Below are 17931 nucleotides of genomic sequence, written 5' to 3'. Positions count from 1 at the left end.
ACTTGCTGTCAGCCAGGGCTTAACGCGAGTAAACGTTCATTTCCGGGAAGAAGAACGCGATTTCGACCGCTGCCGTTTCCGCAGCGTCCGAGCCGTGGACGGCGTTCGCGTCGATGCTGTCGGCGAAGTCGGCGCGGATCGTGCCCTTTTCCGCCTTCTTCGGATCCGTTGCGCCCATCAGGTCGCGGTTCTTCAGGATCGCGCCTTCACCTTCCAGAACCTGGATCATCACCGGGCCCGAGATCATGAAGTCGACGAGGTCCTTGAAGAACGGACGCGCTGCGTGAACTGCATAGAACTTCTCTGCGTCAGCACGCGACAGGTGTGCCATGCGCGATGCGACGATCTTCAGGCCGGCGCCTTCGAAACGGCTGTAGATCTGGCCGATCACGTTCTTTGCCACCGCATCCGGCTTGATGATCGACAGGGTGCGCTCGATTGCCATAAAAACTCCAAAAAATTAAGAAGTTACAGGTTCAAATGAATCCGCTATTGTAGCACGATCCCGTGTATCATTGCGATTGAACCCTTACACGAATGAAAGGTTCAGAATCCATATGTTTTGTGCCGCCGGGCCATTGAAACCTCCCGGCACGGAACGTATCTTAGCCATAGCTGCCCCGGTTTGCTGCGCCGCACATCGCGCGCGCCGAACCGGCCCCGGACGCCCACGCGTTCAATGTTAGGAGAAACCATGAACGACTATCCGTACAATTTCGGCCGCGGCGGTTCCGTCAGCACCGCCGAGGTTCGCAACCGCGTGCTGCGGAACACGTACTGGCTGCTCGCGCTGTCGATGGTGCCGACCGTGCTGGGCGCCTGGGTCGGCGTCGCGACGGGCTTCTCGCTGTTCGCGGCCACGAGCCCGATGATGAGCCTGCTCGCGTTCTTCGCGATCGCGTTCGGCTTCATGTTCGCGATCGAGCGGACGAAAAACAGCGCGGCCGGCGTGTTCGTGCTGCTGGGCTTCACGTTCTTCATGGGCCTGATGCTGTCGCGACTGCTGAGCTTCATCCTCGGCTTCTCGAACGGCCCGTCGCTGATCATGCTCGCGTTCGGCGGCACCGGCATCATCTTCGCCGCGATGGCGACGATCGCCACCGTCAGCAAGCGCGACTTCTCCGGGCTCGGCAAGTGGCTGTTCATGGGCGTGATCGTGATCCTGCTCGCGTCGGTCGCGAACATCTTCCTGCAACTGCCGGCGCTGATGCTCACCGTATCGGTGCTCGCGATCGCGATTTTCTCGGCGTACATGCTGTTCGACGTCCAGCGCGTCGTGAACGGCGGCGAGACGAACTACATCTCGGCCACGCTCGCGATCTACCTCGACCTGTACAACGTGTTCACGAACCTGCTCGCGCTGCTCGGCATCTTCGGCGGCAACCGCAACTGACGTTCGCTGCGCACCACGAAAAAACCGGCCCGCGGGCCGGTTTTTTTACGTCCGCCGCCCGGCTCAATCGCGCTCGAACAGCGCGATCGATTCGACGTGCGACGTATTCGGGAACATGTTCACGACACCGGCGCCCTTCAGCCGGTAGCCGGCCTCGTGCACGAGCAGGCCTGCATCGCGCGCGAGCGTCGACGGGTTGCACGACACGTACACGATGCGCTTCGGCAGCGGACCTTCGCCGCTCTGCGCGATCTCGGCCAGCGCCTTCGACACCGCGAGCGCGCCTTCGCGCGGCGGGTCGATCAGGAACTTGTCGAATGCGCCGAGCGCGCGGAGGTCGTCGCCGGTCACTTCGAACAGGTTCCGGCACGCGAACGTCGTGTGGCCGTCGACCCCGTTCTCGCGTGCGTTCGCCAGCGCGCGCGTGGTCAGCGTGTCGCTGCCCTCGATGCCCATCACTTCGCGCGACAGCCGCGCGAGCGGCAGCGTGAAGTTGCCGATCCCGCAGAACAGGTCGAGCACGCGATCGTCGCGCGACGGCGCGAGCAGGCGCAGCGCGCGGCCCACCAGCACGCGGTTGATCTGGTGATTGACCTGCGTGAAGTCGGTCGGCTTGAACGGCATGCGGATGCCGAATTCCGGCAGCGTGTAGTCGAGCGACACGTCGAGCGGATAGAACGGCGTCACCGTGTCCGGCCCCTTCGGCTGCAACCAGAACTGCACGTTGTGCTCGTCCGCGAACGCGCGCAGCAGCGCTTCGTCGTCCGCATTGATCGGCTCCAGCACGCGCAGCACGAGCGCGGTGACGGTCGAGCCGACCGCGAGTTCGATCTGCGGCATCCGGTCACGAATCGACAGTCCCTCGACGAGCCGGCGCAGCGGCACGAGCATCGCCGACACGTGCGGCGGCAGCACTTCGCAGCTCGTCATGTCGGCGACGTAGCTGCTCTTCTTCTCGTGGAACCCGACCAGCACGCCGCCCTTCTTCGCGACGTTGCGCACGGTCAGGCGCGCCCGGTAGCGGTAGCCCCACGACGGGCCGTGGATCGGCGCGAACATCGTTTCCGCGCGCAGCTTCGCCAGATGCCACAGGTTGTCTTCGAGCACGCGTTGCTTGACCGCCACCTGCGCGCGCATGTCGAGATGCTGCATCGAGCAGCCGCCGCAGGTGCCGAAGAATTTGCACTTCGGCTGCGTGCGCAATACGCTCGGGCGCAGAATGTCGACGACCGTCGCCTGCTCGTAGCTCGGCTTGCGGCGGTAGCTCGAATAAGTCACGCGCTCGCCCGGCAGCGCGCCTTCGACGAAGATCACCTTTCCCGGCCCGCCGTCCTCGGTCACCGTGCGGCCGACACCGCGCGCTTCCATGTCGAGCGATTCGATCTCGAGAACCGGGGCGGGCCCGGGCGCGACGGGCGCATTTTTCGATTTGCGCGCAGAAGTGGGGACGGCTTCGGACACCAGCTTTTCCTGACAAACGTTGAAGAAGGCGAGATTGTAGACGACGAAAGCCTCCGTCGCGCGCTTTGGATGAGGCAGGCGTCGAACTTGCGCACGGACAGCCCGTGGCGCGACCGGGCGGCCATGCAATGCGGCTGCGGGATGCGCCTGCGGCAATGCCCGGCCGCAAATCAGCCGGGGCAACGCCCGAGGCCCAAGGCCCGACATTTCGCCCGACAGGAGATTCGACCATGCGATTGATCGACTGGAACATCCAATGGGGTCGGGACGCGGACGGCGTCGTCGATCTTCCCCGCACCGTCGCGGCCATTCGCGAGCTCGGCGATTTCGACGTGCTGTGCCTGCAGGAAGTCACGCGCGGCTTCGACGCACTGCCCGGCCGGCCGGGCCCCGACCAGTTCGCCGAACTCGCCGCGCTGCTGCCCGGCTATACGGTCGTCGACGCGATCGGCGCCGACCTGCCGGCCATCCGGCCGGGCGCACCGCGCCGCCAGTTCGGCAACGCCATCGCGACAAGGCTGCCGGTCGGGCGCGTGCTGCGCCAGTCGCTGCCGTGGCCGGCCGACGCCGGCGCGCCGTCGATGCCGCGCGTCGCGCTCGACATCGAGTTGCAGGCGCCGTTCGGGCCGTTGCGCGTGGTCACCACGCATCTGGAGTATTACTCGGCGCGCCAGCGGCTCGCGCAGGTCGACGCGCTGCGCGACCGGCATCGCGAGGCCTGTGCGCACGCGACCCACCCGGCCCGCGCCGAAACCGCCGAGGGGCCGTTCAGCGCGACCGGACAGCCACGCGATGCGATCGTCTGCGGCGATTTCAACAGTGCATTCGGCAGCGACGCATACCGGCGCTTCCTGGCGCCGCTTGCCGACGCGCCGGATTTCATCGACGCGTGGGTTGCGCGGCACCCCGGCCGCACGCCGCCGCCGACGGCCGGCGTCTACGATACGGTGCAATGGTCGGACGGGCCGCTCGCGTGCGATTTCGTGTTCGTGACCGACACGCTGTTGCCGCGCGTCACCCGCTGCGAAATCGACGGTAACGTGCGCGCGTCCGATCACCAGCCGGTGCTGCTCGACCTCGGCTGATTCGGGCTGGCCGCGGCGCGGGCTGTCCGCGCTACGCGTCGAAGCCGGCCAGGTATTCGACCCAGTGTGGCGCCGGTTCCAGCGCAAGCGCGTTCTTCACGAGCAGGATCTCGTCCGCGTACTCGCTCGGCGTCAGGCCGCCGCGCATCAACTGGAACCTGCAATACAGCAGATAGGTATTGACGACGTCGGTTTCGCAGTAGTTGCGGATTTCCTCGATTCGCCCGTCCTGGAACGCCGGCCATACCTGGCTGCCGTCCATCCCGAGCTTGCCCGGAAAGCCGCACAGCTTCGCGAGCGCGTCGAGCGGCGCATTGGCGCGCGCCTGATACATCGCGAGCACGTCCATCAGGTCGGTATGCCGCGAGTGATAGCGCGAGATGTAGTTGTTCCACTTGAACTCGCGGTCGTCCTCGCCGAGATCCCAGTAGCGGGTGGCGGGAATGCCGTGCACGAGCGCGCGGTAATGGAGCACCGGCAGATCGAAGCCACCGCCGTTCCACGACACGAGCTGCGGCGTGTATTTCTCGATTACGCGGTAGAACGACTGGATCAGCGTGGCTTCGTTGTCCTGCGGCGTGCCGAGCGAGCGCACGCGAAAACCGTTGTTGTCGCGGAACACGCACGAAATCGCCGCGATCCGCTGCAGGTGATGCGGCAGGAAATCACTGCCGGTCTTCTCGCGGCGTGCGGCGAATGCATGCTCGGCCACCGCGGCATCGTCGAGCGTCGCGGGCAGGTCTTCCAGACGGCGAATGCCGTCGACATCGGGAATCGTCTCGATGTCAAAAACGAGAATCGGAGTCATCAGTTACAGAACGGCGTCCTTGCGCACGCCGTTGGAGGCAAAGAACCGCTTGAGGCGCACCAGCGCTTCCTGCTGGATCTGCCGCACGCGCTCGCGCGTGAGCCCCATCTCGTCGGCGAGTTCCTCGAGCGTCGCCGGTTCGATGTGGTTCAGGCCGAAGCGGCGCTCGATCACGTGCCGGTGCTTGTCGGACAGCCGCGACAGCCACGCGCGCGTCAGCGTTTCGAGCTCGCGGTGCTGCACCTCGGCGTCGGGCGACTGGCTCTGGTCGTCGGGCAGCAGGTCGAGCAGGCTGCTCGCGGGATCGAGGTCGAGCGGCGCGTCGAGCGACGCCGTGTGTTCGTTGAGCGCGAGGATATCGGTGACTTCCTCGGCGGTCTTGCCGGTGAGATAGGCGATGTCGTCGATGCTGGCTTCACGGCGTTCGGCCGCCTCGCCCGTCGACATCGAATTCTTTTCGAGGTGGCGCTTCGCGCGCAGCACCTGGTTCAGTTCGCGGATCACGTGCACGGGCAGGCGCACCGTGCGGGCCTGGTTCATGATCGCCCGCTCGATGCTCTGCCGGATCCACCACGTCGCGTAGGTCGAGAAGCGAAAACCGCGCGTCGGGTCGAATTTCTCGATCGCGTGCATCAGGCCGAGGTTGCCTTCCTCGATCAGGTCGAGCAGCGGCACGCCGCGGTTCAGGTACCCCTTCGCGATACTGACGACGAGACGCAGGTTGCGCTCGATCATCACCTGCCGCGCCTCGAATTCGCCGGCCTTCGCAAGACGCGAATAGCGCTGCTCTTCCTCGACGGTCAGCAGCGGCTTCACGCTGATGCGGTTCAGGTAATGCTGGATCGTGTCGGCCGTGAGTTCGGCCTGCAGCAGCGTGCGGAAATCGTCGACGTCGGGCGCGGCTTCCTGACGGCCTTCGCGCTCGTCGTCGCCACCTTCGGCCTCGGCGTCGCGTGCCTCGAGATCACGTTCGTTTTCCGCGACGTCGTCTTCGTCGTCCGTCGAAGCACCCACTCGCCCCACCGATGCTTGCGTGGCACGACTGATCTTCTCAGACTCGGCTTGCGGCTCGTGGCGCTTCGATTTCGGCATGGTCGTCTCGGTTATTGAGGCGGCAAATACTTCAGCGGATCGACAGGCTTACCCTGCCGGCGAACCTCGAAATGCAGCATCACGCGGTCGGCATCGCTGTTACCCATCTCGGCGATCTTCTGCCCCTTCGTTACCGCGTCCCCCTCTTTTACCATCAAAGCGCGATTGTGTGCATACGCCGTGAGGTAAGTTGCATCGTGCTTGATGATAATGAGGTTGCCGTAACCACGCAGACCGTTGCCGGAGTAAACGACGCGGCCGTCCGCCGCCGCCTTCACGGCCTCGCCGGCCGTCCCGCCGATATTGACACCCTTGTTCTTCGCGTCGTCGAACCCGTTCAGCACGGGGCCGCGCGCGGGCCACGCGAACGTCACGGGGCCGCTCGGCGCCGCGGCCGTATCGCTCGACCCGGTTGCCGCAGCCGGCGGCGTGGCGGCCAGCGCCGACGACGTGCCGGCAGCCGGCGCGGCCGGACCGCTGCTCAGCGGTGCCGTCGCGACCGCGCCACCGACGATCGGCGCGGCGGCCGGCGCACCCGCGACCGCGGCGCCGCCCGGCGGCGCCACGCGCAGCAGCTGGTCGACTTCGATCTGGTTCGGGTTCGCCAGGTTGTTCCACGACGCGATGTCGCGATAGTTCTGCCCATTCTCAAGCGCAATCCGGTACAGCGTGTCGCCCGGCTTCACACGATAGAAGCCAGGCGGCGGCGGGCCGAGCGGCACCGCGGGCTGCGCGGTGGCGGTCGTGCCGAGCGACCCGGAGCGGTCGACGACGGGCGCGTTGTCGAGCCGCGTCGCACAGGCGGCCAGTAGCGTGGAGAACGCAGCCACACAGATCGCGCGCTGGGCGAGCGTGAGCGGTTCCCGGGATCGGTTGTTTTGCATCGCGCGCAACATACTCATCGGTTTCAAATCACTCCGGATTTTAAAGGGACAAAGAAAACGCGATCAAGCCGGGACTCTCGCCATTGCGCGTGCGCGACGCGCTCGACGAGCGTGAGCACCTGGTGCTGCCCGCTCTGCGCGCCGACCGGCGCGACGAGCCGCCCGCCGATCGCGAGCTGCTCGAGCAGTGCCTGCGGCACGTCGAGCCCCGCCGCCGCGATCACGATCGCGTCGAACGGGGCCGCGGACGGCAGGCCGACACGCCCGTCGCCATAGTGCAGACGGATGTTCGGCACGCGCAGCGGCCGCAGGTTCAGCTTCGCGCGCTCATACAGCGGCTTGATGCGTTCAATCGAATACACGTCGCGTGCCACGTGGCTCAGCACGGCGGCCTGATAGCCGCAGCCCGTGCCGATCTCGAGCACGCGCTCGAGTGTGCGGCCGGCCATCGCGAGCTCGATCATGCGCGCGACGACCGACGGCTTTGAAATGGTTTGCTGATGGCCGATCGGCAGCGCCGAATCCTCGTAGGCCTGCGTCGCGAGCCCCGGATCCACGAACATGTGGCGCGGCACCGCGGCCATCGCGTCCAGCACGCGCGTATCGGTCACGCCGTTCGCGCGCAGGCGTTCGACCATCCGCTCGCGCACACGTTCCGACGTGAGGGCGAACGCGCCGGCCGGCGCGATCGTGGGCGCAGCCGGCTTCGGCAGCGCTGGCTTGAGCACGGTCGGCTTCGGTGCGGTCGCCGGTTTCGCGGCGCCGATACCCGGCAGCGGCGCCCGCACGGCGGCCGGCTTCACCGCAACCGGTTTCAGCACGGCTGCGGGTTTGTCGGCGGCCTTCGGCACCGCGCCCGCCGCCTGGCGTTCACCGGCCCGACCGTCCGACTTGCGTGGCGCTCGCTTGAGATCTTCGAGCGCGAGCGGGAACCGCTTCGCGCGCTCGCCGCTCATGAAGCCCGCCCTCCGGCGCGCACCCATTCGCGCGTCGCGGGCAGCATCTGCGTATGCGTGAGATCGAGCTGCAGCGGCGTGATCGACACGAAACCGTTTGCGACGGCGTGAAAATCGGTGCCCTCGCTGGCGTCCAGCGCGTCGCCCGCGGCACCGATCCAGTAGATCGGCTCGCCGCGCGGGTCGGTCTGGCGGATCACCGGCTGCGACGGATGACGCTTGCCGAGGCGCGTAACCTTCCAGCCCTTCAGCTCGTCGTACGGCAGGTTCGGAATATTGACGTTCAGCAGCGGGTTGCCCGGCAGCGGGTGCGCGAGGTAATGCGCGACGATTTCCGCGGCGACGCGCGCGGCGTCCGGCAGCTGGGCCCAGCCCTTGTCGACCAGCGAGAACGCAATCGCCGGCACACCGAACATGATGCCCTCGGTGGCGGCTGCAACTGTCCCCGAATAGAGCGTGTCTTCGCCCATGTTCTGGCCGTTGTTGATGCCGGATACGACGATGTCGGGCCTCTCATCGGCCATCCCCGTCAGCGCGACGTGCACCGAATCGGTCGGCGTGCCGTTCACGTAGAAGAAACCCGTACCCGCTGCGCGCTGCACCGACAGCGGCCGCGACAACGTGAGGGAGTTCGACGCGCCGCTGCAGTTCTGCTCGGGCGCGATCACCGTGAGCTCGGCCAGCGGCTGCAGCGCTTCGCTGAGCGCGGCGAGACCGGGGGCGAGATAGCCGTCGTCGTTGCTGAGTAGGATTCGCATCCGGCGATTGTAACCGAGGAAAGATGGCGCGAGAGCGACAGTCCGGCGGCCGCGGACGGGTGGGTATACGCATGGGCGCACGATGCGCCGCCGCATCGTGCGGCGGCATTCCATGCGCCGGGGAAAACACCGGGTCGCCGGGGTTTTTCGCCCCGACGAACGACTCGTCGGAAAAGGCGTCCGTCGGGCGGCCCGGCGCAAGGCGCCAGGCCGCGGGGCACTCAGATCGCGCCCGCCTCGCGCAGCGCGGCAATCGCCTGCGCGTCGTAGCCGAGGCCGCGCAGCACCTCGTCGGTGTGCTCGCCGAGCTCGGGCCCGAGCCAGCGCGTTTCGCCCGGCGTGTCCGACAGCTTCGGCGTGATGTTCGGCAGCGGAATGTCGGTGCCGTCGGCCAGCTTGAAACGCTGGATCATCTGGCGCGCGACGAACTGCGGATCGGTGAACATGTCGGCGGCGCTGTAGATGCGCCCGGCCGGCACGTCGGCCGCATTCAGCACGGCGAGCGCCTCTTCGATCGTGCGCGGCGCGAGCCACGCGGCGATCGCGTCGTCGATTTCCTGCGTGCGCGGCACGCGCCCGTCGTTTTGCGCGAGCGCGGGATCGTCGGCGAGGTCGTCGCGCTCGATCGCCTTCATCAGCCGCTTGAAGATCGGATCGCTGTTGCCGCCGATCACGATGCTGCCGTCGCGGCATGCATACGTATTCGACGGCACGATACCCGGCAGCGACGCGCCGGTGCGCTCGCGCACCATCCCGTACACGCCGTACTCGGGCACCACGCTTTCCATCATGTTGAAGACGGCTTCATACAGTGCAACGTCGACCACCTGCCCCGCGCCGCCGTTGACCTTGCGGTGATGGAGCGCCATCAGCGCGCCGATCACGCCGTGCAGCGCGGCGATCGAGTCGCCGATCGAGATGCCGATGCGCGGCGGCGGCAGATCCGGATAGCCGGTGATGTGGCGCAGCCCGCCCATCGATTCGGCGATCGCGCCGAAGCCGGGCCGGTCGCGGTACGGGCCCGTCTGCCCGTAGCCGGACAGGCGCACCATCACGAGGCCCGGATTGTCGGCCGACAGCACGTCGTAGCCGAGCCCGAGCTTTTCGAGCAGGCCCGGGCGGAAGTTCTCGATCACGATGTCGGCCTCGCTTGCGAGCTGCCGCGCGATCGCCTTGCCGGCGTCGGCCTTCAGGTTCAGCGTGACCGATTTCTTGTTGCGCGCCTGCACGGACCACCACAGCGACGTGCCGCCCTGCTCCGGATGGAGCTTGCGCCACTTGCGCAGCGGGTCGCCGCCGTTCGGATCCTCGATCTTGATCACTTCCGCGCCGAATTCGGCGAACAGCCGCGACGCGAACGGCCCCGCGATCAGCGTTCCGAATTCGAGCACTTTGACGCCCGCGAGCGGGCCCTGGCTGGTGCTCATGTGTCTCCCTGGCATGAGGAACGGCGCCGCCGGCAGGCGGCGCCCGGCTTACATCGTGCGGCGGTCGAGCATCGCGCGGGCGATGGTGCCCGCGTCGACGTACTCGAGCTCGCCGCCCACCGGCACGCCGCGCGCGAGGCGCGTGACCGCCAGCCCGCGCGCCTTGAGCGTCTGGCCGAGGTAGTGGGCGGTGGCTTCGCCTTCGTTCGTGAAGTTGGTCGCGAGCACGACTTCCTTGACGACGCCGTCGGACGCGCGCCGCACGAGGCGGTCGAAATGGATTTCCTTCGGGCCGATCCCGTCGAGTGGGCTCAGTCGCCCCATCAGCACGAAATACAACCCGCGGTAGGTCATCGTCTGCTCGAGCATGATCTGGTCGGCAGGCGTCTCGACGACGCACAGCAGCGTCGGATCACGCTCCTCGTCGCTGCAGACCTCGCAGATCTGCGCTTCGGTGAACGTGTTGCACTTCTCGCAGTGCTGCAGGTGCTCGGTCGCGAACAGCAGCGACCGGCCGAGCCGCTCCGCGCCCTCACGGTCGTGCTGCATCAGGTGAACCGCCATGCGCTGCGCGGATTTCGGCCCGACGCCGGGCAGCACGCGCAACGCTTCGACGAGGGCGGACAGGGCGGACGGCTGTTTCATACGGCGGCAAACAGTGGCAAGGACGCCGCGCTCAGAACGGCAGCTTGAAGCCCGGGGGCAGCGGCAGGCCCGACGTCATGCCGCTCATCTTTTCCTGCGACGTGGCTTCGGCCTTGCGCACCGCGTCGTTGAACGCAGCGGCGACGAGATCCTCGAGCATGTCCTTGTCGTCCGCGAGCAGGCTCGGGTCGATCGACACGCGGCGCACTTCGTTGCGGCACGTCATCGTCACCTTGACGAGGCCGGCGCCCGACTGCCCTTCGACTTCGATGAGCGCAAGCTGCTCCTGCATCTTCTTCATGTTTTCCTGCATTTGCTGCGCTTGCTTCATCAGTCCGGCGAGGTTGCCTTTCAACATGGGAATACTCCTTCTTGATCGTGTGAAAACCGGCACGCGGCGCGTGCCGGCCAATGTGTGCGGGGCGTGATTGTGCCTGTCGCGGGGCGCTCAGTTCAATGCAGCGTCGGCGGCGCGCCGTCCGGCGCCGAATCGGCGAGCGGGCGCACCGACCCTTCGACGATGCGTGCACCGAACTCGCGCACGAGCTGCTGGACGAACGGATCGCCGTGAATCTCCTGTTCGGCTTCGCGCTGGCGCGCCGCGCGCGCGGCCGCATCGAGCGCCGCCGCGGTGCGCCGCGCGGGCCCGACCTCGACGGTCACCTCGACCGGCTTGCCGAGCGCATCGGCCAGTGCGGCCTTCAGCTTCGCCACCTGTGCGGCGTCCGCATACTGCGGCACCGGCACGGACAATTTCAATGCGGTTGCATCGACGGCCGTCAGCTCGCTGTTGAACGCGAGCTGGTACGCGACACCCTTCAGCGGCAACCGCGCGGCCAGCGCCGGCCATTCGCCGTCGAAACCGATCGGATCGAGCGCGATCGCGGGCGGCAGCGGACGCGTGTCGATCGGCGCGGCCGGACGCGCGTCCGCCGGCTTCGGCGTCACGCGCACGTCGTCGGGACCGCTGTCGAACACCGGCACGAAGGCGTCGTCGGACCCGCCGAACATTTCGTCGGCGCTGAGCGGCACGTAGTCGTCGGGCGGGATGTCTTCCCACGGCGGCGACGGCTGGCGCGAATCGGCTGCTTGCGGCGCACGGGCGGCAGCACGCGGCGTCGGCACCTGGACGGCCGGACGCGGCGCGACCGGCTTTTCAGCAGCCGGCTGGGCCGCAGCCGGCTTGGCGGCAGCGCCTGCGCGCCCGCGGTCCGACGACACGCGCATCCCCGCATTGCGCAGCACGTCGAGTGCGGCGGCGGCACCGCCCGCGCGCGCCGCCGGCCGTGCGGCGGCCGGCTCGGGCGATGCGACGCGCGGCGCCGGTTCGGCCTGCGGAGCCGGTTCGTCGTTTCGCTGCACGACGGCAACGGCGGGCGGCTCGGGTTCCTTGCGCGCGGGAGGCGGCGTGTCGCCGACGGGCGCTGCCTTCGTTTCCGGCTGAGGAGGCTCGACAGCTTGCACGTCAGCCGCGACCGGTTCCGGCGCTGCTTCTGCCGGTGACTGAACGGCAGCCGGCTTGGCGGCCGGCCGTTCGGCTTCATCGCTCGATTGCACCGGCGCCGAACGGGCGACCGGCGCAGCCGGCGTCGCGGCTGGCGGGCGCGCTGCGCTTGCCGGCGCGGCCGATACCGGCTTCGCCGCGGCGGCGGCCGGTGCCGCCGTAGCACGCGGGGCCGGCACCGCACGCGGCGGCACGGACGGCTGACCGCCCGGTGCGCTGCCGGCGCCGACGGCCGGCTCGAACGCGAGCATCCGCAGCAGCGTCATCGTGAAACCGGCGTATTCGTCCGGCGCCAGGCCGAGTTCGGCGCGCCCGACCGTCGCGATCTGATAGAACAACTGCACCTGCTCGGGGCTCAGCGTCTCAGCAAACCGGCGCAGGTCGGCTGCTTCCGGCCATTCGTCGAGCACCGAGCCCGGCGCGAACTGCGCCCACGCGATCCGGTGCAGCAGGCTCGCGAGATCCTGCAGCGCGGTCGAGAACGACAGGCTGCGCAGCGACATCTCGTCGGCAATCGCGAGGATTTCCGGGCCGTTGCCGGCCGCGAGCGCGTCGAGCAGGCGCACCATGTAGGTCTGGTCGAGCGCGCCGAGCATGCCCGACACCGCCGACTCGGTCACCTCGTTCGCCGAATAGGCGATCGCCTGGTCGGTCAGCGACAGCGCGTCGCGCATGCTGCCCTGCGCGGCCCGCGCGAGCAGGCGCAGCGCCTGCGGCTCGAACGTGAGCCGTTCTTCGCCGAGGATCCGCTCGAGATGCGACACGATGTGCCCGGCCGGCATCTGCTTCAGGTTGAACTGCAGACAGCGCGACAGCACGGTGACGGGGATTTTCTGCGGATCGGTCGTCGCGAGGATGAACTTGACGTGCGGCGGCGGCTCTTCCAGCGTCTTCAGCATCGCGTTGAACGCGTGATTCGTCAGCATGTGCACTTCGTCGATCATGTAGACCTTGAAGCGCGCATCGACGGGCGCGTACACCGCGCGCTCGAGCAGCGCGGCCATTTCGTCGACGCCGCGGTTGCTCGCCGCGTCCATCTCGACGTAATCGACGAAACGGCCCTCGTCGATCTCGCGACACGCGCGACACACGCCGCACGGCTGCGACGTGACGCCGGTTTCACAGTTGAGCGCCTTCGCGAAGATCCGCGACAGCGTCGTCTTGCCGACACCGCGGGTTCCGGTAAACAGATAGGCGTGATGGAGACGCCCGCCGTCGAGCGCGTGCGTGAGCGCCCTGACGACGTGCTCCTGGCCGACGAGCGAAGCGAAATCCTTCGGACGCCACTTGCGTGCGAGAACTTGATAGGTCATCGGGAAATTGTATCAGTAACGCTGCGTCGCGCCGACACGCGAAGCGGTGCGGAACACGGGCAAGGTGGAGGTCGAACGGAGTGTGACGCAGAAATAAAAAACGCCCTGCGAACGGGGCGAGAAGGAAGGTGACGAGCCCAACCCTCGGCACTGGCGGAAAACGATTGTGGCTGCTTCGTTCCCGACCTGACCAGGTTCACCGCCCCACCATGCGAGGAGGCCCGTCACGGCACATTCTATCACCGCTTCCGGACGAATGCGACCGTTTGTTCGCATCAAAGCGAATATCGCCGGGCAAACCCGCGCATCGCCCGTTCGCGCGCACCGCATGCGGCCCACCCCCTTGTAATTTGCGGACCGGCCTCCACCTGCGTGGCACGACGGTCGAACGTCGCGTCGTACCCCTACTCGCGTAGCGGCTACTATCGCCGCCCGCAGCAGATAGCAATTTAGGCTAATATGACGCCCGAACGACCCGCGAGCCGCGGCATGCAGCGCTTACGCCCCCTCCCTTCCGGAAGGCGGAGTGACCTGCCGCAGCGGCCGGCAGCCTACGGCGGCCGGTACGCCGCAACGCGCAAGCAGGCAGTCCCCGAACCGTAAGAGGTATTGACCCAATGAGCGAACAGATCAAACACATCAGCGACGCATCGTTCGAACAGGACGTCGTCAAGTCCGACAAGCCCGTACTCGTCGATTTCTGGGCCGAATGGTGCGGCCCGTGCAAGATGATCGCCCCGATCCTCGACGAAGTCGCGAAGGACTACGGCGACAAGCTGCAGATCGCGAAGATCAACGTCGACGACAACCAGGCCACGCCCGCGAAGTTCGGCGTGCGCGGCATCCCGACGCTGATCCTGTTCAAGAACGGCGCGGCCGCCGCGCAGAAGGTCGGCGCGCTGTCGAAGTCGCAGCTCACCGCCTTCCTGGACAGCCACCTGTAATACCGGCAGTTCCACGGACGTGTTGTCAGTCGGCAACACGTCCGTCGCCAAGCCGCCGATCGCTCGCTCAAGCGCGAATCGGCCTATGCTAGAATTAAAAAACGTCGACAAGACGCATTTAAGTCTCTGAGCGCCTCCGCTCGCCCTCCTCCCTTATTTTCTTTCGTCGCTTCTCCTCCCTGGCGGGTTCTCCGTATGCATTTATCCGAGCTCAAGTCTCTGCACGTGTCCGAACTGATCGAAATGGCCAACGGCCTGGAGATCGAAAACGCGAACCGCCTGCGCAAGCAGGAGTTGATGTTTGCCATTCTCAAAAAGCGCGCCAAGACGGGAGAGACGATCTTCGGCGACGGTACGCTCGAAGTGCTGCCGGACGGCTTCGGCTTCCTGCGCTCGCCGGAAATGTCGTACCTCGCGAGCACCGACGACATCTACATCAGCCCGTCGCAGATCCGCCGCTTCAACCTGCACACCGGCGACACCATCGAAGGTGAAGTCCGCACGCCGAAGGACGGCGAGCGCTACTTCGCGCTGGTGAAAGTCGACAAAGTCAACGGGCAGCCGCCCGAGGCCTCGAAACACAAGATCATGTTCGAGAACCTCACGCCGCTGCACCCGAACAAGCCGCTGTCGCTCGAACGCGAAATGCGCGGCGAGGAAAACGTCACGGGCCGCATCATCGACATGATCGCGCCGATCGGCAAGGGCCAGCGCGGCCTGCTCGTCGCGTCGCCGAAGTCCGGCAAGACCGTGATGCTCCAGCACATCGCGCATGCGATCAAGCAGAACCACCCGGACGTGATCCTGTTCGTGCTGCTGATCGACGAGCGCCCGGAAGAAGTGACCGAAATGCAGCGCTCGGTCGCCGGCGAAGTGATCGCGTCGACGTTCGACGAACCGGCCACGCGCCACGTGCAGGTCGCCGAAATGGTGATCGAGAAGGCCAAGCGCCTCGTCGAAATGAAGCACGACGTCGTGATTCTGCTCGACTCGATCACGCGTCTCGCGCGTGCGTACAACACCGTGATCCCGGCATCGGGCAAGGTGCTGACGGGCGGTGTCGACGCGAACGCGCTGCAGCGTCCGAAGCGCTTCTTCGGCGCGGCGCGCAACATCGAGGAAGGCGGTTCGCTGACGATCATCGGCACCGCGCTGATCGAAACCGGCAGCCGCATGGACGACGTGATATACGAAGAGTTCAAGGGCACCGGCAACATGGAAGTGCACCTCGAGCGCCGTCTCGCGGAAAAGCGCGTGTATCCGTCGATCAACCTGAACAAGTCGGGCACGCGTCGCGAGGAAATGCTGATCAAGCCCGAGATCCTTCAGAAGATCTGGGTGCTGCGCAAGTTCATCCACGACATGGACGAAGTCGAGGCAATGGAATTCCTGCTGGACAAGATCCGCCAGACGAAGAGCAACTCCGAGTTCTTCGACCTGATGCGCCGCGGCGGCTGATCGCCCCCGCCCCGTGACACGGCCGCCCGCGCATCCTGCCCGGCGGCCGTTTTTTCGGCCCCAACCTGAACGTGAACGTACAGGTTGATCTATAATCGCGTCATTGCCCCGCCGAATCCCCGATACCCGATGCCGACCGACGCTTCCACCCCGCTATTGACCGTCAGCGACGCCGCGTCGCGGCTCGGCGTCACGCCGCGCACGCTCAAATATTACGAAGAGCGCGGCCTCGTCACGCCGTCGCGCAGCGAAGGCCGCTACCGTCTCTACGACGAAGCCGACCTCGAGCGTTTCGCGCGCATCCTGCGGCTGCGCGCGCTGGGCTTCTCGCTGCACGGCATCACCGAAATGCTGAAGCGTCCGCTGGAAGAAACGGGCGACGGCCGGCGCCGCTATTCGGATGCGTCGCTGCGCGACATCCGCGCCGGCCTCGCCGAGCAGATCGACACGCTCGACCGGCGGATCGCGGCCGTCCAGCGCGAACTGAAGGAAGCCGTCGCGCTGCGCAAGGAGTTGCAGCACGACATCGACTACGTCGAGCGGCGCCTCGCCGGTGAAAACGCCGATGAACTGATCGCGCAGCGGCGGGCCGAAATCGGCGCGCGGCGCGCCCGCAAGGACCGCGAATGAACGCCGTGCCGGGCCGGCCGCCGCTATGGAGCCGCGCGAACCTGCGCGCGGACCTGTTTCCATGGGCGCTCGCGCTCGTCACCGGCATCGACTACTTCGACAACGCCGTCTTCTCGTTCTTCGCGAGCTACATCGCGGGCGGCATCAACGCGTCGCCCGACGAACTCGTGTGGTCGTCGAGCGCCTACGCGGTCACGGCCGTGCTCGGCATCCTGCAGCAGCAATGGTGGGTCGACCGGCTCGGCCATCGCCGCTACGTCGCGGGCTGCATGCTGATGTTCTCGCTCGGCGCGATCGCGGCGGCGCTGGCCGACACGTCGCTGGAGCTCGCGTTCGCGCGCGGCTTCCAGGGCTATTTCATCGGCCCGATGATGGGCGCGTGCCGGATCCTGATCCAGATCAGCTTCAAGCCGCAGGAGCGGCCGCCCGCGACACGCGCGTTCCTGATCATGATCCTGCTCGGCAGCGCGCTCGCGCCGATCGTCGGCGGGCTGCTGGTCGCGCATTCGACGTGGCGCGCCCTGTTCGCGTGCACGGCGCCGGCCGGCATCGCGTTCGCCATCCTCGCGTTGCTCACGCTGCCCGATTCGGGCCGCACGCCGGACGACGAACGCGGCTCCGGACACTTCTGGCCGTATGTCGTGTTCGCGCTCGCGCAAGGGGCGCTGCAGATCGTGCTGCAGCAGGTGCATTACCAGCTCTACAGCGGCTCGCCGATGCTGATCATGCTGACGTTTGCCGGGCTCGGCGCGCTCGCGTGGTTCGCGTATCACCAGTGGAACCATCCGACGCCGCTCGTGCGGCTGCATGCGTTCCGCGAGCGCACTTTTCAGGTCGGGCTGCTGCTCTACATGTTCTATTACTACGAGACGACGGGCTTCAGTTACCTGACGTCGCGATTTCTCGAGGGCGGGCTCGGCTATCCGGTCGAGAATGCCGGGCGCCTGGTCGGCACGATGTCGCTGATCTCCGCCACCGCGCTGTTCGCGTACCTGCGCTACGCGAAATTCGTCACGCACAAGAAGTGGTTCGTCGTGCCCGGGTTCGCGATCGCCGTCACGGCCGCGCTGTGGATGACGCGGATGACGCCGCAGGTCGGCGAAGCCGCGCTGATCGTCCCGCTGCTGCTGCGCGGATTGCTGCTGCTGTTCATCGTGCTGCCGGTCGCGAACCTCACGTTCCGGATCTTCGCGATCGACGAATACACGCACGGCTACCGGCTGAAGAACATCGTGCGGCAACTGACGATCTCGTTCGCGACGTCGTCGGTGATCATCGTCGAGCAGCATCGCGTCGCCGTGCACCAGACGCGGCTCGTCGAGCGCGCGAACCTGTTCGACCCGCTGTTCCAGCAGACCGTCGACGCGCTGACGCGCAGCTACGCGGCAGCCGGCCACGCGCTGAACGACGCGCATGGCCTCGCGATCGCGTCGATCGCGCGAATGGTCGCGCAACAGGCGTCGTTCCTCGCGTCGCTCGACGGCTTTTACTTCCTCGCGGGCGTGGCGCTCGTCGGCGGCCTCTTCGCGGCATGGCAAAAACAGATCGATTGAGTTAAAAGACAGGCTTTGGA

The 17931-nt window shown here is 66.9% G+C and carries 17 protein-coding genes and 1 other RNA gene; 6 read left to right on the top strand and 12 right to left on the bottom strand.

The genetic code is table 11. From position 1 onward, the window contains the following. Window positions 1-19: 19 nt before the first annotated feature. Window positions 20-445, bottom strand: coding sequence for a nucleoside-diphosphate kinase (ndk, locus tag H0X91_RS05910; RefSeq protein ID WP_006478674.1), 426 nt, complete (start codon window positions 443-445; stop codon window positions 20-22). Window positions 446-694: 249 nt separating this feature from the next. Between ndk and H0X91_RS05905 the strand changes: the two genes are divergently transcribed. Next, a complete protein-coding gene (locus H0X91_RS05905; protein ID WP_006761414.1) occupies window positions 695-1393 on the top strand; it encodes a Bax inhibitor-1/YccA family protein in 699 nt (232 codons plus the stop codon). 63 nt (window positions 1394-1456) lie between these two features. Here the strand turns inward: H0X91_RS05905 and rlmD are convergent, their stop codons facing one another. Then, window positions 1457-2857 carry a 23S rRNA (uracil(1939)-C(5))-methyltransferase RlmD gene (gene rlmD / locus H0X91_RS05900; RefSeq protein WP_369718879.1) on the bottom strand — a complete coding sequence of 467 codons (1401 nt, stop codon included), beginning with the start codon at window positions 2855-2857 and terminating at the stop codon, window positions 1457-1459. 227 nt (window positions 2858-3084) lie between these two features. On the opposite strand from rlmD, the gene H0X91_RS05895 reads away from it, so the two are divergent. Further along, window positions 3085-3939, top strand: a complete 855-nt coding sequence (locus tag H0X91_RS05895) for an endonuclease/exonuclease/phosphatase family protein (protein WP_048985928.1) — start codon at window positions 3085-3087, stop codon at window positions 3937-3939. 31 nt (window positions 3940-3970) lie between these two features. Here H0X91_RS05895 and H0X91_RS05890 read toward each other — a convergent pair whose 3' ends face one another. The 10 genes from H0X91_RS05890 to ffs form a co-directional block, all read right to left on the bottom strand. Further along, complete coding sequence (locus H0X91_RS05890; RefSeq protein WP_006484453.1) at window positions 3971-4747, bottom strand: 3'-5' exonuclease; 777 nt, start codon at window positions 4745-4747, stop codon at window positions 3971-3973. A gap of 3 nt (window positions 4748-4750) precedes the next feature. Continuing rightward, window positions 4751-5839 (bottom strand): RNA polymerase sigma factor RpoS, encoded by a 1089-nt coding sequence (gene rpoS / locus H0X91_RS05885; RefSeq protein ID WP_006484452.1) that lies wholly within the window; start codon window positions 5837-5839, stop codon window positions 4751-4753. Window positions 5840-5850: 11 nt separating this feature from the next. Further along, a complete protein-coding gene (locus H0X91_RS05880; protein ID WP_034195698.1) occupies window positions 5851-6741 on the bottom strand; it encodes a peptidoglycan DD-metalloendopeptidase family protein in 891 nt (296 codons plus the stop codon). A 5-nt stretch (window positions 6742-6746) separates the two neighbouring features. Next, on the bottom strand, window positions 6747-7679 hold the full coding sequence (locus H0X91_RS05875) for a protein-L-isoaspartate(D-aspartate) O-methyltransferase (protein ID WP_034201645.1): 933 nt from the start codon (window positions 7677-7679) through the stop codon (window positions 6747-6749). Continuing rightward, window positions 7676-8437, bottom strand: a complete 762-nt coding sequence (surE, locus tag H0X91_RS05870; RefSeq protein ID WP_006482126.1) for a 5'/3'-nucleotidase SurE — start codon at window positions 8435-8437, stop codon at window positions 7676-7678. The genes H0X91_RS05875 and surE overlap by 4 nt, the downstream gene beginning before the upstream one ends. Window positions 8438-8658: 221 nt before the next feature. Next, window positions 8659-9864, bottom strand: a complete 1206-nt coding sequence (locus tag H0X91_RS05865) for a CaiB/BaiF CoA transferase family protein (protein WP_006482127.1) — start codon at window positions 9862-9864, stop codon at window positions 8659-8661. Window positions 9865-9912: 48 nt separating this feature from the next. Then, on the bottom strand, window positions 9913-10509 hold the full coding sequence (recR, locus tag H0X91_RS05860) for a recombination mediator RecR (protein ID WP_006478665.1): 597 nt from the start codon (window positions 10507-10509) through the stop codon (window positions 9913-9915). A 31-nt stretch (window positions 10510-10540) separates the two neighbouring features. Then, on the bottom strand, window positions 10541-10867 hold the full coding sequence (locus H0X91_RS05855; protein ID WP_006482124.1) for a YbaB/EbfC family nucleoid-associated protein: 327 nt from the start codon (window positions 10865-10867) through the stop codon (window positions 10541-10543). A 95-nt stretch (window positions 10868-10962) separates the two neighbouring features. Beyond that, window positions 10963-13326 carry a DNA polymerase III subunit gamma/tau gene (locus H0X91_RS05850; protein WP_196432875.1) on the bottom strand — a complete coding sequence of 788 codons (2364 nt, stop codon included), beginning with the start codon at window positions 13324-13326 and terminating at the stop codon, window positions 10963-10965. Between the two features lie 127 nt (window positions 13327-13453). After that, window positions 13454-13552: signal recognition particle sRNA small type (gene ffs, locus H0X91_RS05845), an RNA gene on the bottom strand. A gap of 391 nt (window positions 13553-13943) precedes the next feature. On the opposite strand from ffs, the gene trxA reads away from it, so the two are divergent. The 4 genes from trxA (at window position 13944) to H0X91_RS05825 (ending at window position 17911) form a co-directional block, all read left to right on the top strand. Continuing rightward, window positions 13944-14270, top strand: coding sequence for a thioredoxin TrxA (trxA, locus tag H0X91_RS05840; protein WP_006402348.1), 327 nt, complete (start codon window positions 13944-13946; stop codon window positions 14268-14270). A gap of 195 nt (window positions 14271-14465) precedes the next feature. Continuing rightward, window positions 14466-15728: a transcription termination factor Rho gene (gene rho, locus H0X91_RS05835; RefSeq protein WP_006478662.1), complete on the top strand. Its 1263-nt coding sequence runs from the start codon at window positions 14466-14468 to the stop codon at window positions 15726-15728. Window positions 15729-15857: 129 nt separating this feature from the next. Next, the gene (locus H0X91_RS05830; RefSeq protein ID WP_006485074.1) at window positions 15858-16358 is read left to right on the top strand and encodes a MerR family transcriptional regulator; all 501 of its coding nucleotides are present in this window, start codon (window positions 15858-15860) and stop codon (window positions 16356-16358) included. Continuing rightward, entirely contained in the window at window positions 16355-17911 is a 1557-nt protein-coding gene (locus H0X91_RS05825) for an MFS transporter (protein ID WP_006485079.1), read from the top strand. The genes H0X91_RS05830 and H0X91_RS05825 overlap by 4 nt, the downstream gene beginning before the upstream one ends. Window positions 17912-17931 lie beyond the last annotated feature (20 nt).

Source organism: Burkholderia sp. 9777_1386, assembly GCF_015712265.1.
Lineage (GTDB): Bacteria > Pseudomonadota > Gammaproteobacteria > Burkholderiales > Burkholderiaceae > Burkholderia > Burkholderia cenocepacia.
This window is presented reverse-complemented; position numbering and strand designations above follow the sequence as displayed.

Coding starts and splice junctions, on each gene's coding strand:
- ndk (WP_006478674.1), bottom strand. CDS start 445: ATGGCAATCGAGCGCACCCTGTCGATCATCAAGCCGGATGCGGTGGCA.
- H0X91_RS05905 (WP_006761414.1), top strand. CDS start 695: ATGAACGACTATCCGTACAATTTCGGCCGCGGCGGTTCCGTCAGCACC.
- H0X91_RS05895 (WP_048985928.1), top strand. CDS start 3,085: ATGCGATTGATCGACTGGAACATCCAATGGGGTCGGGACGCGGACGGC.
- H0X91_RS05890 (WP_006484453.1), bottom strand. CDS start 4,747: ATGACTCCGATTCTCGTTTTTGACATCGAGACGATTCCCGATGTCGAC.
- rpoS (WP_006484452.1), bottom strand. CDS start 5,839: ATGCCGAAATCGAAGCGCCACGAGCCGCAAGCCGAGTCTGAGAAGATC.
- H0X91_RS05880 (WP_034195698.1), bottom strand. CDS start 6,741: ATGAGTATGTTGCGCGCGATGCAAAACAACCGATCCCGGGAACCGCTC.
- H0X91_RS05875 (WP_034201645.1), bottom strand. CDS start 7,679: ATGAGCGGCGAGCGCGCGAAGCGGTTCCCGCTCGCGCTCGAAGATCTC.
- surE (WP_006482126.1), bottom strand. CDS start 8,437: ATGCGAATCCTACTCAGCAACGACGACGGCTATCTCGCCCCCGGTCTC.
- H0X91_RS05865 (WP_006482127.1), bottom strand. CDS start 9,864: ATGAGCACCAGCCAGGGCCCGCTCGCGGGCGTCAAAGTGCTCGAATTC.
- recR (WP_006478665.1), bottom strand. CDS start 10,509: ATGAAACAGCCGTCCGCCCTGTCCGCCCTCGTCGAAGCGTTGCGCGTG.
- H0X91_RS05855 (WP_006482124.1), bottom strand. CDS start 10,867: ATGTTGAAAGGCAACCTCGCCGGACTGATGAAGCAAGCGCAGCAAATG.
- H0X91_RS05850 (WP_196432875.1), bottom strand. CDS start 13,326: ATGACCTATCAAGTTCTCGCACGCAAGTGGCGTCCGAAGGATTTCGCT.
- trxA (WP_006402348.1), top strand. CDS start 13,944: ATGAGCGAACAGATCAAACACATCAGCGACGCATCGTTCGAACAGGAC.
- rho (WP_006478662.1), top strand. CDS start 14,466: ATGCATTTATCCGAGCTCAAGTCTCTGCACGTGTCCGAACTGATCGAA.
- H0X91_RS05830 (WP_006485074.1), top strand. CDS start 15,858: ATGCCGACCGACGCTTCCACCCCGCTATTGACCGTCAGCGACGCCGCG.
- H0X91_RS05825 (WP_006485079.1), top strand. CDS start 16,355: ATGAACGCCGTGCCGGGCCGGCCGCCGCTATGGAGCCGCGCGAACCTG.